Below are 12,270 nucleotides of genomic sequence, written 5' to 3'. Positions count from 1 at the left end.
TCCTTCCGTTTTAGTGCGCCTGAAAGACTGATTTGGCGAGACTGCCGGTTTTGAACAGCGTAAAACATAGCAGTACGGTGTAGCCCACGCAGCTCCAGATTGCCATGATGATGTCATCTTCCAGAGCGATGTTCTGCACCAGCACAGCATAAATTGCCACGCAGACGATAATGAGAAACGCCTGAAAGCCCAGTGCCAGCAGGGATCGGAGGTAATTCTGTCCCATACCGCCCCATTCTTTGCCCATCATTGCAGCCATTGGAACGGGAGCCACCGAAGTTACAAGGTAGATCTCTATCATACGGCCATAAATAACGATAAAGATACAGATATACAACGCCCACATGGTAATGCCAATAAAGAGGGATTGGAACCACAGTCCGAACAGCGGTCCCAAATCCATTTCCATCAGCCTCGGTTCCAGATCGGTCATAACTGAGGAAATGTCAATGGACGCATCCGAATTGATAATCCCTGCCGCCTGCGCCACCACGCTCTGCGCCATATCAAAGACGCCCATCACGATATTCCATGTGTTTGTGACAATGAGGATGGCGGTAGCTGATTTGAACACCCACTTGAAAATCATCCAGGTATCCACATCATGCAGGTTGTTCTTGTCTGCAATCATCTGGATCAGGTCTACGGTCATCACGATAGCCAGAATCACACCTGCAATCGGCACCATGATGGAGTTTGACAGATTCTCAATCATGCTGAAAATACTGCCATTCCATCCCTGTGGGGTCTGGCCTACCTGTACGGATATATCCACCACCTGTTGGTTTACGCTGTCAAACATCCCCGAAAGGTTGCTCATAATACCGCCCACCAGCATTTCTTTCAGCCAATTTGTCAGGGCTTCAAGTAAGAAATCCATACGGTGTCAACCTCCTTTCCGCCGCCCCCGCAAAGCTGCGGGAGCGGCAAGGATTTCATACGGAGACGCTTAGACAGAGAAAAGCCCGGAGAGCAGAGGTACAAGGACCATGCCTACCACGGCTACACCAGCACCGGCCATGAGCTGCTTCATGCCCTGGCTCTTGGCGCCGGGGTTGTCGTTGCCGTAACCTTCCAGCAGGTTGATAACGCCCCAGATACCGAGACCGGCACCGAGCGCGATAACGAGGGTCTGAAGAACGGTGATTGCCTGTTCAAAAAATGCCATATAGTTTGTTAGCCGGAATCTGACTAAAAAATAGGTTTGTCATGTTTCATAGGCATACAAAAGCCGGAACAATCTGCCGCCCGGTTTCCGAGGGCATGATTCCGGCTGTCCTCCTTTTTCATTATTTTTTCTTGCGATTGTCCGCTTTGTACGCCAATGGCCCATAGAGGGCAGTTGCGGCAAATAGATACGATCACTCCTTTCTCAGCGGAACCGTATTACACGCCCTCCGTGTCTACTTCATATACATCGCAGACCTCATCAGGCTTGAGTTTTAGTCTGGCAGACAAAAATGCTTCAATATCAAAGGTATTTCGCTTGTCTGCATCAGCTGTGTATTTGAAATTAGGGTGCTTGGTGATGTCGTACTTATCCGAAAGAAAAGGGCGCACACCGCGCAGCTGCAAGATGCACTTGCCGCCATCCATAACAGCAAGCTCATCCTGGCTCATCAGCTCTTTCCCCAATTTTTGATAGTTGAGAGAGTGGGAAGTTTCCCGGCCACGGCTCTCTCCGGTGTTGTAGGTGTCGATGGTTTCCTTGCCCAGCACGGCAGCCAGCTCTTTGAGGGTAGTCGGCTCTTTACCGCCCAGGAAGATGGAAGTATCCATGTTTCCGATAATGGTATCGGCGTTGTCCTTATAAATCGCCTTGAGCTGACTCTGCGCCTGCAACACCAGACAGGCGGAGATCTCACGGCTTCGGATGGTGGCCACCAGCTTTTCCAGACGAGGAATCTGCCCGATATTGGCGGCTTCATCAATGAGACAGCGCACATGGACTGGAAGCCTGCCGCCATACACATCGTCCGCCTTTTCGCAGAGCAGATTAAACAGCTGGGTGTAGCACATAGAGATTAGGAAGTTAAAGCTATCGTCCGTATCACTCATGATGAGGAACAGGGCAGTTTTCCTGTCTCCCAGAGTGTCCAGCTCCAGCTCATCATAAGCCGTGACCTCACGCAACTCTGCAATGTCGAACACGGCAAGGCGAGCGCCGCAGGAAATCAAAATCGACTTGGCTGTTTTTCCGGCGGCCAGCTTATATTTCTTATACTGGCGCACCGCAAAGTGGTTTGGCTTCTCGGTTTCCAGTGCATCAAACATCAGATCCACGGGGTTTTTGAACTCCTCGTCATCCTCCCGGACCTCCATGGCGTTGATGAACTCAATGAGGGTGGAGAAGTTTTGTTCCTCCACCGGAGCCTCATAATGGATATAGCCAATAAGCGCGCAGTATAACAAGGTTTCTGCTTTTACCCAGAAATCGTCTCCGGCCTTGCCTTCGCCTTTGGTGTTGGCGATCAGCGTTGTTACCAGCTTCAAGATGTCCTTTTCGCTATGGATATAGGCGAAAGGGTTATAGTGCATGGACTTCTTGAAGTTGATGGTATTTAGGACCTTGATTCGGTACGGCTCATAAATGACCTTGCCGTGCTTATCCTTCATGGGCTTTCCGTCCTTCTCCAGCTTGGGCGCACCCCTTTGGAGCATTTTTCCGCATTCCACCAGAATTGTTCCCTTCGGGTCCGTCACAACATAGGAGCTGTGCATCTGCATCAGGTATGAGGTAGGCACCCTGCGCCTTGCTGACTTTCATCAGTAGGTTTCAGGGAGCCGCCTCCCAAACCGGACGTACACCTCTCAGCGTATCCGGCTTTCCATGAATCACCTTGATTCTTTGGTTTCGTGTAAGAGTTCAAAGCAGTCAGGGCAGAGAGCCAGAGATTTTCTTCTCATTTTCAGCATTTTCTGCTCAAATATATCCCTGCCTTTCAGCGATTTCAGCGTTCTTACGTGGTGCATACATAAATAGTCTGCATGTTCCCCGCAAATCTCGCATACTCCGGCTTTTATGCGGTTTACTATCGTGTGCCTGCTGTCATATTTCCTATAACTCGGCATAACGTCTGCCACATTGTCATAGCCGTCGCTGTGCTTTCTGAATCCATCATGGTAAAATTCGCAGTATTTACGTCCCTTAGTTGTATCGTATGGGATTCTCAGTACTCCGTTTACCATGTGCCGCTTCTTAATAACACTGACATTCGTTCTGTGCTTTCCTGCCAGAGTTTTTAACATGCTGTACCGCACCATGTAGTAATACTTGTGCAATGCGCCTACGTTTTCTGCTATCCGATAGAAGTTATATAACCCTCGAATTTCGGAATTGAAAGTAGACACAATCTCTGCGTCGCTGCGGTTCATCAGGTCTTTCCTTGGCATAGGCCGCCACATTTCTTTGCCTGTGTCATTGTTGCGTTTCACCTGTATCGCTCCCCGTTCCATCGCTTTTTTAATCCATTTTTCTTTCGGCATATACAGGAATACTTTTCCATACCACACCCGTTTCATGTCGCCGTTTTTACAACGCTTCATGTTCTTGGAATGGATTACTTTGAAATCGTACCCCAGATAGCGTACCGGCTTACTGGAATGGGTGACTTTCGTCTTTTCCTCGGACATTTCCAAATGCAGTTTTTCTTGGAGAAAGATTTTTACATCTTCCTTGATTTTTTCTGCGTCCTTTTTGGAGCCGATAACGCCGATTACAAAATCATCGGCGTAACGGTTGTACTGGATTTTCTTGAAGCCTTCCTCAAACGGATTGTAATAGTGCTGATTCATCTTCTTCCTTCTGGAATCCTTAAATTCTTTTACCAGTTCAGGAGTTGATTTTTCTGCGCCCATTAACGCTTTACGTGCCTTTCTGTATCTCCGGGACGCCCGCTCGTATTCTCTGGTCGTCCTTCTGCGTTCTGGCTCGCAATCATACTTTTCTTTGTATTCCTGCATATAGTTGTCCAGTTCGCTGAGGTAGATGTTTGCACATATCGGACTGATACCGCTGCCCTGCGGAACACCGGAGTAGGTGCAGTTGTACTGCCATTGTTCCATATATCCGGCTTTCAGGAACTTCCAGATTAGACCGATAAAAGCCTCGTCTGAAATCCTTTTCCGCAGTAATTCAACCAACACATGATGGTCGAAGTTATCAAAGCACGCCTTAATGTCTCCCTCGACAATCCATGTAACACCTGTGAAGTTTTTCTTCACTTGCGTAAGTGCCGTGTGACAGCTTCTTTTTGGTCTGAAACCGTGTGAATTGTTGCTGAATGTCGGCTCATAGATTGCTTCAAGAATCATTCTGACCACTTCCTGCACTAACTTATCATCAGTAGAAGTGATTCCCAACGGGCGAAGTTTCCCGTTCTTTTTAGGAATGTACTTTCTTTTTGCAGGCTTTGGCTGATATGTCCTGTTGCGTATGGATTCAATAATCCGGTTAATTCTCGGCAGGCTCATGTTGTCCAGCGTCTGCCCGTCTACCCCCTGCGTCATGCTCCCCTGCGATTTCGCAATGTTCGCATATGCAAGGAGATAGAACTCTGGATTGTATAGGTTGCGATATAATCTTTCATATTTGTAGTTACTTACACTTGCCTTTTCTTCAAGGCTTTTCAAGACATGAATCGGATTTCTCATAGTGTCTCACACACCATCCTTTCTGTTTTGAAAATGATTCACTGTTCCCCTTTGCCATGTAGACGGCTTTCCCGTCCGCAGACTACTATGGGAACTCTGTTGCCATGGTGAATATTCAGAACCCCGCATTTCAGCGTTTTCATAGCCTTTCGGCATTTCACTTTAGGCAATCCCCGTTTAGTACGGTATAAACAAGCGTTCCACGTTGTCGGTATGTGACGTTCGCCTTTTTCCACTTTCCCGTGGCTGAACCTGCTCCGAGTATCAGCAGCCGCATAGCCAAACAATGCGACTGTCAGGAACACTGACGAGTACAACCTCTCTACGTCAGGGGTACGCTCTTGGTCCCGATTTCAGGCTGTCATTCAAGCAGTCTAGCTTCCATCCTCATACGTGGATTTTCATTCCGTCACGCCGGCGCTTCTGAGGCTTCAGCGCCCCGTGTCCTCCGTCATGCTATGGTCGCCCTCCGGTTTCCCTTTTGGGGTAAGACGGGGAATGATAGGTTGCGGCACAATGCCGCTTGATACTTTTACCTACTACTTGCTCAAGGTAGGATTTATACCGCCCTTACGGGCGCACTGGGTTTGAGCCAGAAGCGGGTCTTACCGGAACCGGAGCCGCCAATCACCAGTACATTTTTGTTTCTGGCAGTCTTGGGGTCCTTGGGGCGGCTGTTCATGGTCAGGCTCTCCGTTTTCGTCAGAATCACATTGTTCTGAAATACAGGATCAACGTAAGGTGCAATATCCTCACGGGTTCCCCAGCGGGCCGAACCATATTCCAAACCATGTCGATATTTCTTGGCGTTCTTGCTTTTAAGATACACCGCCAGCCTCAGACTGCCTCCACAACACAGTCCTACCAACAAGTCCAACGGATGCAGGCTTGGCCAGAAACTTTGCAGCGCCCCAGGCAGAACCGCAACCAGCGAAAGAAACTTTTCTGAAGCATCCGCCCCTTGTGCCATTCGCCATGCCTCTCCAAAATTGGTAGCAAACAGCCCCAGCAGGATATACGGCATATTCAGCAAAACGAGCTTTTTGATGTCCAATGTCTTTTTCATCGTTCCAGCTCCTTTCGCTTGGTGCGATCCACCACAGCATTTTTAACCATCTCTTTGAACTGGTTAAGTTTTGCCAGTACGGACGGGCGCTCTGTTTTCGTTGCCTTTTTGACCTTTTTGTTGGTGTACTCTGTAAAAGCTGCTGTCAGAGCATCTGCATCACGGCCTTTGAAAAAAATCAGGTACTTTGGCGGAGAACTGCTGCGGTCCTTTTTCACCGCATAATCCACACCATATTTCCGGGCGATTTTCTCAAACTCCTTGATAGAGGGGTCTGTGATCTCAATGTTGGATATTCCCTGATTCTGCCCGACAAGCTGCTTCACAGTCTGTTTTCCATGCGGAACAACCGGCGCATCACGGCTTCTCTGTTTTTCCAGCTTCTTTTCCTTTCGATGTGCCATGTACTTGCTTATGGCAGCCTTAAACATTCTGCCGGTAAACTTTGTTCCACTGACAACCAGCGTCAAAGTTCTGTTTTCCACTTCTTCCTGCATTTTCTCGCCTCCTTTCCACGAAGTTTGCAGGGAATCTCTTTTTTTGCTAAGGCGGAACCACCAGCCGCCGCAGAAGATAACGCTTCATACCACCCTCCTTAGCGTAACTGGTCAGAACGGTCATAGTGCAGATTGCCCTGACGTACCTTTGCGTGGCTCAAAATCTTAATCTGCCCCTTTTCCTGACTATCCAGTGCTTTTTCATAACCGGTATCCGACAGGAACAGGCGGGTTCGTTCGCCTTTCCAGCCAACAGGGGAATCGTTCGTCAGCACATCAAAAATAATCATGTGCCGGGTGTCATCCGCAAAACGCTGGAGATCCATATATCCATGACCGTGATAATTCTGCGCTCCTGCCTTTGCCCGCATTTCTTCCATCAGCTGCCCTATGGTCTTTCCCTCAGACATCATGCTTGCTCCTTTCTCCCGGCAGTTCCGGGCAATAAAAAAGCGACCATTTACCAGCCGCCATACAGATCGTGATTTACTTGTGAGGTGTAATGATTGCTTATCGTGGTCGGTGCATTGAACAGAACGGTCAGAAGATACTGCTTCATGTTGCGAATTTCCGTGGTGTTCTTCTGTAAACAGTCCATGACAAACTCAATGTGCGAGTTATCCAGCTTCAAGAACCTGGAACGAACGATTTCATGCGGAAAATCACTTCCTGCAATACGGGTGGTCTTTCGCTTTGCACAGACCGTTTCCACGATTAGCTCCACAATCTCATCCAAATCCTCCCGATAAGTTTCATACTGCTGACACAGGTATTCATACCCGATATTCTCCTGAATCAATTCCCGATAACTCTCTATCTCTGTGAGTGACATCGCATCCCTTCCTTTCCGTTCCGGCAGACAATCTGCCGCGCAATCCCGGAAGGGAATGGAATCGGTACTTGATCCATAAATATTTTGTTTTTGAGTATTAGATTTCTCTATATTTAATTCTGCGGGCTTTTCCGTATCCGGTTTATCCATATACGGGTTTTCCGTATCTGGTGAATCCGTATCCGGTTTTCTAAGCTGTGGCTGCTCGTATATGACATACTCTGTATCGCTGATGCGTCCCTGCCGGTCACGCAACTTGTGCCGTACAATATAACCGGCGGCCTCCAATTCCCGCAACGCAGCGCCTATGGCATCCACGCCCTCCTTACAGATCTTTGCAAGACCACGGGTGGTGTAATTCCAGTCCTCTGGCAAAGACAGCATCATGGAAAGCAGCCCCTTGGCTTTTAACGACAGGTTTGCATTTCGTAAATGATGATTGCTCATCACAGTATAATCACGGGTCCGTTCAATGCGAAAAACGGCCATCGACCTCACTCCTTCCGAATTTTGGGTACAAAAAAACCGCAATCCTCATTCCAAAGAATTGCGGTGTTCAACACTTTTTAAATTTTCTTGCATAGAACCAAAACAGCGGCTTTCGAGGACGCGCCTCTGTAAATGGCTCCTCCTGGGCAAAAGGAAGTGTTTGCATCACTCGGTCAATATCCGTTGATTCCATGTCATACTGAGATTTGCAATCTTCCCGGATTGCTTCTTGAATTTCCTTTACCGTACACATAGTCATTCCTTTCCTTTCGTTGTATGGGTTTATGAGCGGCGGCGTTTTCCCGGTTTGAAATCGAGGATATGTCCCTCAATCACACGAGCGTAACGCTTGATCTTGATCTCCCGACGCTGCTGGCTTTGCAGGGCAGCCTGATACCCGTCCTCGGTCAAAAACAGCCGCATTTCCTCTCCGGGGCTGCCGTAAGCTGTGCTGGGACGCAGGACGAAAAACTCAATCATCCAGCGGGTGTTATCCCAAAACCTCTCTACGGCGAGAATGTTGTGTCCTTTCAGCTCACGGGCTGAAATATCCCTCATAGGCGGCTCCTTTCATCGTTCCTGGTCTCTCTGACGCTTTTTCTGCCATGCCTCCAGCAGCTTGATGATGGTTTCCTGCATCCGCTGGGGCGTATAGCTTTTAGGAAAATACTTCCGCAAGGTGTCAGAGGTAAATGTCACTCGGTCCAGATCGCTTTTCTTTTCCTCACCCATGATGACACGCATCATATCAAGGGTCAGATGCCCCTCCTGACTGTATTTCTTGAGCCGCTGGGCTTGAGAAAGAGAAGGGGTAGCCTGTTCGCTGTCCATTGCATCCAGCAAATCCCTCTGTTCCTCTTTTTTGAGGAAGGACAGCTCATAAGCAGGATTTAAGGCAATTTTCTTTTCATCCACCATGTCCAGCAGTTCGGGAATCAGCTCGGTCAGACGGATAAATCTTTTAATCTGTGATTTGCTATCTGGACTGTTCTCCGCGATTTTTTCTGCCGCAGTCAACTTCGGCCCAACTTGGGCCGAGGTTAAATCCGTCCTGGCTCCTTGGTGCTTAATGGCATCCAGTTTCATCTTATAGGCAAAGGCCCTTTCACTGGGAAGCAGGCTTTCTCGTTGCAGGTTGCTGTCAACCATAATGATCGTGGCGGCATCATCATCCAAATCCCGAACAATGACCGGCATGGTCTCCTTTTCTGCCAGCTCACTGGCTCTGTGCCGCCGGTGTCCGGCTACCAGCTCATAACCGCCCTCCGGGTCCGGTCGAGCAATCGCCGGAACCAGAACGCCATACTGCTTGATACTGTCAGCGGTCTCCATCATGGCTTCGTCATCCTTGACTTTGAATGGGTGGTTCTTAAAGGGATGCAGTTCAGACAGCGGAATCTCCTGAATCTTTTCCAGCTTTGCATCCTGACGGCCTTCTTCGGTGGAGAACAGATCATCTACCGAGGCCAGCTCTATTTTTTTCGCGCTGCTTTTCAAGTTTCAACACCTCCTTCGTCAGATTTCGATACCCCTCTGCCACCTTGCCGCCAGGGTCATGGGCGAAAATACTTTTTCCCTCTGCGCTGATTTCCTTTGCACGGACAGAGTGTGGAATCTCCGTTCCAAAGATTTTGATTTTACTTCCATAGGTGTCCCGCAGCAAAGCAGCAATCTCTTTTGCAAAGTTGGTGCGGTTATCCACCATCGTCAGCAGGATACCGTCAATCTGGAGCTTTGGATTGATCTGCCGTTTCACCTTACTGACCGTAGATAGAAGCTGTTCCAGTCCTTTGGCGGGCAGATACTCTGCCTGAACGGGAATTATGATCCTGTTAGCAGCCGCCAGCGCATTGACCGTAAGCATCCCCAACGAGGGCTGACAGTCAATCAGGATATGGGAATATTGTCCCTTCAGTGTGTCCAGATATTGCCGTAAAATCGTTTCACGGCTCATGGCGTTTACCAAAGAAACCTCCATACCGGAAAGCTGAATATCCGCAGGCATCAGGTCAACGCCTTCTGCATGATGCAGAATACCTTCTCCGGGGCGTATAGGCTGATCCATCAGAATTTTGCCCATTGCATCCGACAGTGTAAATGGCAGCTTGTCTGGTTGCGGATTTCCCAAGCTGATTGTCAGGCTTCCTTGCGGGTCCCCGTCGATCAGAAGCACTTTCTTTCCGGCCTGTGCCAGACCTATTCCCAAGTTCGCACAGGTTGTTGTTTTGCCAACGCCGCCTTTCTGGTTGGCGATGGCGATGATTTGTGTGTTCATGACTTCACCTCATTTCTGATTGTTGCTGTTGTTTCTGGAAATAGAAAAAGCCGCCACTTCAAAATTAACAGTGAAGTGACGGCTCTTTCTATCGCCGGAATACGAGTTCCTGAAATGAAAAAAGCACCCAGCATTTATACTGTGTGCTACATCAAATTCATATTCAATTATTCAAATTAGCTCAAACTATGCCAAACTGCCACAGCCAAAAAACGAGGGGAAGGAGGGCTGAAAAGCACCCCAAAAATCGGCTCTCGGTTAACCACTTTGGGAACCACTTCCCCCTCTTTTTGCCCTCTTTTTAGCCAGTTAACCACTTGCGGACCACTAAAAATTGGATGAAATCGGCTCTCGTTTTGCCAAATTTGGTCAAACCATATCAGCCCGTTTAGATATAGCAAAAGCCCGGAAAACCTTGATTTTCCGGGCTTTTTGAAGCATTTTGATATAGTCTGAGCAGTCGATTATCGCTTGCTGAACTGCGGAGCGCGACGAGCTGCTTTGAGACCGTACTTCTTGCGTTCCTTCATTCTGGGGTCGCGGGTCAGGAACCCGGCCTTCTTCAGCTGGGGACGCAGCTCCTCGCTGTTAAACTGCAGCAGGGCGCGGGCGATGCCGTGGCGGATGGCGCCGGCCTGGCCGGTGACGCCGCCGCCGGCGACGCGGCATTCGATGTCGAACTTATCCGCGGTGCCGGTCAGGTTCAGAGGCTGACGGACAATCAGCTTGAGGGTGTCCAGGCCGAAATAATCGTCGATATCGCGGCCGTTGATCTTCACGCTGCCGGTCCCCTGGTACAGGCGGACGCGGGCAACGGATTTCTTTCTTCTGCCGGTGCCGTAAAAATACGGTCTCTTATTGTAATCCATCGTGGTTGCCTCCTTCCTTAAAATTCGAACGCTTCGGGCTTCTGCGCGGCGTGCTCGTGGTTGCTGCCGGCATAGCAGCGCAGACGGGTCTGCGCGGCGCGTCCGATGGTGTTGGACGGGATCATGCCGCCCACGGCCAACTCCATGGCCTTTTCGGGACGCTGCGCCATCAGAGTGGCGTAGTTGGTCTCCTTGAGATGACCGATCCAGCCAGTGTGCCGCTGCCATTTCTTCTGCTCCAGCTTCTTGCCGGTCAGCACGGCTTTGGCGCAGTTGATGATGATGACGTGATCCCCGCAATCCACGTGGGGGGTGAAGGTGGGCTTATGCTTGCCGCGCAGCAGAATGGCGGCCTGCGCCGCGACACGGCCCAGGGTCTTGCCGGCGGCGTCGATGACGTACCATTTGCGCTCGACCTGACCCGCTTTTTCCATATAGGTGGACATCGCGATACCTCCTGTTGTTTTTTCATCGATAGCGGACTAAAGCCCGGACGCAAGCCTTTGTGACCGGGCTTTAACCCGCTATACGGCCCATTTTTTCACGGGCACGCATGATAATACCACATTCGAATTCCGCTGTCAATAGCAAAATACCGTATTTTTTAATTTACACCTCGCAATCTCTCGTTTTCTCTCGATTTTGCATGTATTTGCTCTGTATCTCGCGGATCATTTCTGCTTTTCATAGGAAACAGCCGGCCCGGCAGGACCGCCGGGCCGGCTGTGGGTTTACCGCTTATCGACGACTTCGCCTTGCTTTTTATAAATGCTGCGGGCGGGTATATAGCCCCGCACCATGGACAGGGGATAGACGGAGGCCTCCCGGCCCACCACAGTGCCGGGGTTCAGCACGCTTCCGCAGCCGATTTCCACCAAATCGCCCAGCATGGCGCCGCATTTCTTCAGCCCGGTTTCCACCGGATCGCCCGCCCCTTTGATGGTCACCAGGGTTTTGTCGCTCTTGACGTTGGAGGTGATGGATCCCGCCCCCATATGCGCTTTGTAGCCCAGGATGGAATCCCCCACGTAATTGTAATGGGGCACCTGCACCCTGTCAAACAGGATGACGTTTTTCAGCTCGGTGGAATTGCCTACCACGGCCCCTTCCCCCACCAGGGCGTTCCCCCGGATAAACGCGCCGTGGCGTACCTCGGCCCCGGGGCCGATAATGACGGTTTCCCCCACGAAGGCGGTGGGCGCCAGCACGGCTGTCTTATGGATCCAGACGCCGGGGCGGGGAGACGCGTACTCCTCCTGGGAAAGGGTGGGACCTAGGGCGGCGATAAAGGCGCCGATACCGGACAGGGCCTCCCACGGATACCGGACTTTTTCCAGCAGGGGGGCCGCCAGGGTATGGGACAAATCGTACAGCGCGCGGGTTTCCAATGGATTCATGTGCATTTCTCCTTTGGTCCATATTTTTTTCCACACAGGATTTACTTTAGCACGGCGAGCCTTTAATGGCAAGAAAAAAATTCCACCGGATACGCCGAATTGGTGGAAAATAAGTGGCTTTAGAAAATAGACAGGTTAATTTCCACCGATATCGATTGGCGTGTGGAAAAAAGCTCCCGGCCGATACGGCCG

Annotated in this window: 13 protein-coding genes and 2 pseudogenes; all 15 read right to left on the bottom strand. The window is 50.1% G+C overall.

The window, feature by feature from the left end:
• Window positions 1–10: 10 nt before the first annotated feature.
• On the bottom strand, window positions 11–880 hold the full coding sequence (locus ACSAMM_RS13085; RefSeq protein ID WP_117441247.1) for a VirB6/TrbL-like conjugal transfer protein, CD1112 family: 870 nt from the start codon (window positions 878–880) through the stop codon (window positions 11–13).
• Between the two features lie 69 nt (window positions 881–949).
• Window positions 950–1,168 carry a Maff2 family mobile element protein gene (locus ACSAMM_RS13080; protein ID WP_003525154.1) on the bottom strand — a complete coding sequence of 73 codons (219 nt, stop codon included), beginning with the start codon at window positions 1,166–1,168 and terminating at the stop codon, window positions 950–952.
• Between the two features lie 218 nt (window positions 1,169–1,386).
• Window positions 1,387–2,730: pseudogene (locus tag ACSAMM_RS13075) on the bottom strand (VirD4-like conjugal transfer protein, CD1115 family); the annotation flags it as partial.
• A gap of 105 nt (window positions 2,731–2,835) precedes the next feature.
• Window positions 2,836–4,653, bottom strand: coding sequence for a reverse transcriptase domain-containing protein (locus tag ACSAMM_RS13070; protein WP_003504504.1), 1,818 nt, complete (start codon window positions 4,651–4,653; stop codon window positions 2,836–2,838).
• Window positions 4,654–5,233: 580 nt separating this feature from the next.
• Window positions 5,234–5,719: pseudogene (locus tag ACSAMM_RS13065) on the bottom strand (recombinase); the annotation flags it as partial.
• Window positions 5,716–6,216, bottom strand: coding sequence for a PcfB family protein (locus ACSAMM_RS13060; RefSeq protein ID WP_007886614.1), 501 nt, complete (start codon window positions 6,214–6,216; stop codon window positions 5,716–5,718). The pseudogene ACSAMM_RS13065 and the gene ACSAMM_RS13060, both read right to left, overlap by 4 nt.
• 98 nt (window positions 6,217–6,314) lie before the next feature.
• Window positions 6,315–6,626 (bottom strand): DUF5720 family protein, encoded by a 312-nt coding sequence (locus tag ACSAMM_RS13055; protein WP_181969593.1) that lies wholly within the window; start codon window positions 6,624–6,626, stop codon window positions 6,315–6,317.
• A 50-nt stretch (window positions 6,627–6,676) separates the two neighbouring features.
• Window positions 6,677–7,537, bottom strand: a complete 861-nt coding sequence (locus ACSAMM_RS13050) for a DUF6017 domain-containing protein (protein ID WP_007886611.1) — start codon at window positions 7,535–7,537, stop codon at window positions 6,677–6,679.
• A gap of 67 nt (window positions 7,538–7,604) precedes the next feature.
• The gene (locus ACSAMM_RS13045; RefSeq protein ID WP_181969594.1) at window positions 7,605–7,790 is read right to left on the bottom strand and encodes a hypothetical protein; all 186 of its coding nucleotides are present in this window, start codon (window positions 7,788–7,790) and stop codon (window positions 7,605–7,607) included.
• Between the two features lie 29 nt (window positions 7,791–7,819).
• The gene (locus tag ACSAMM_RS13040) at window positions 7,820–8,095 is read right to left on the bottom strand and encodes a DUF5720 family protein (RefSeq protein WP_117441091.1); all 276 of its coding nucleotides are present in this window, start codon (window positions 8,093–8,095) and stop codon (window positions 7,820–7,822) included.
• A gap of 12 nt (window positions 8,096–8,107) precedes the next feature.
• On the bottom strand, window positions 8,108–9,034 hold the full coding sequence (locus ACSAMM_RS13035; protein WP_117441092.1) for a ParB/RepB/Spo0J family partition protein: 927 nt from the start codon (window positions 9,032–9,034) through the stop codon (window positions 8,108–8,110).
• On the bottom strand, window positions 8,991–9,812 hold the full coding sequence (locus tag ACSAMM_RS13030) for a ParA family protein (protein ID WP_005335951.1): 822 nt from the start codon (window positions 9,810–9,812) through the stop codon (window positions 8,991–8,993). Before ACSAMM_RS13030 ends, ACSAMM_RS13035 begins: the two co-directional genes overlap by 44 nt.
• 464 nt (window positions 9,813–10,276) lie before the next feature.
• Complete coding sequence (rpsI, locus tag ACSAMM_RS13025) at window positions 10,277–10,681, bottom strand: 30S ribosomal protein S9 (protein ID WP_457791767.1); 405 nt, start codon at window positions 10,679–10,681, stop codon at window positions 10,277–10,279.
• A gap of 17 nt (window positions 10,682–10,698) precedes the next feature.
• Window positions 10,699–11,127, bottom strand: a complete 429-nt coding sequence (gene rplM, locus ACSAMM_RS13020) for a 50S ribosomal protein L13 (protein ID WP_457791765.1) — start codon at window positions 11,125–11,127, stop codon at window positions 10,699–10,701.
• Between the two features lie 285 nt (window positions 11,128–11,412).
• Entirely contained in the window at window positions 11,413–12,078 is a 666-nt protein-coding gene (locus ACSAMM_RS13015; RefSeq protein WP_178724619.1) for a UDP-N-acetylglucosamine pyrophosphorylase, read from the bottom strand.
• Window positions 12,079–12,270 lie beyond the last annotated feature (192 nt).

It is taken from the genome of Anaeromassilibacillus sp. SJQ-5, from assembly GCF_054108045.1.
The sequence above is the reverse complement of the archived record's forward strand: the minus strand, read 5'-3'. Positions and strand labels throughout refer to the sequence as shown.

Bases quoted from the DNA above. Each gene is read 5' to 3' on its own strand.
- ACSAMM_RS13085 (WP_117441247.1), bottom strand. From the start codon at position 880: ATGGATTTCTTACTTGAAGCCCTGACAAATTGGCTGAAAGAAATGCTG.
- ACSAMM_RS13080 (WP_003525154.1), bottom strand. From the start codon at position 1,168: ATGGCATTTTTTGAACAGGCAATCACCGTTCTTCAGACCCTCGTTATC.
- ACSAMM_RS13070 (WP_003504504.1), bottom strand. From the start codon at position 4,653: ATGAGAAATCCGATTCATGTCTTGAAAAGCCTTGAAGAAAAGGCAAGT.
- ACSAMM_RS13060 (WP_007886614.1), bottom strand. From the start codon at position 6,216: ATGCAGGAAGAAGTGGAAAACAGAACTTTGACGCTGGTTGTCAGTGGA.
- ACSAMM_RS13055 (WP_181969593.1), bottom strand. From the start codon at position 6,626: ATGTCTGAGGGAAAGACCATAGGGCAGCTGATGGAAGAAATGCGGGCA.
- ACSAMM_RS13050 (WP_007886611.1), bottom strand. From the start codon at position 7,537: ATGGCCGTTTTTCGCATTGAACGGACCCGTGATTATACTGTGATGAGC.
- ACSAMM_RS13045 (WP_181969594.1), bottom strand. From the start codon at position 7,790: ATGTGTACGGTAAAGGAAATTCAAGAAGCAATCCGGGAAGATTGCAAA.
- ACSAMM_RS13040 (WP_117441091.1), bottom strand. From the start codon at position 8,095: ATGAGGGATATTTCAGCCCGTGAGCTGAAAGGACACAACATTCTCGCC.
- ACSAMM_RS13030 (WP_005335951.1), bottom strand. From the start codon at position 9,812: ATGAACACACAAATCATCGCCATCGCCAACCAGAAAGGCGGCGTTGGC.
- rpsI (WP_457791767.1), bottom strand. From the start codon at position 10,681: ATGGATTACAATAAGAGACCGTATTTTTACGGCACCGGCAGAAGAAAG.
- rplM (WP_457791765.1), bottom strand. From the start codon at position 11,127: ATGTCCACCTATATGGAAAAAGCGGGTCAGGTCGAGCGCAAATGGTAC.
- ACSAMM_RS13015 (WP_178724619.1), bottom strand. From the start codon at position 12,078: ATGAATCCATTGGAAACCCGCGCGCTGTACGATTTGTCCCATACCCTG.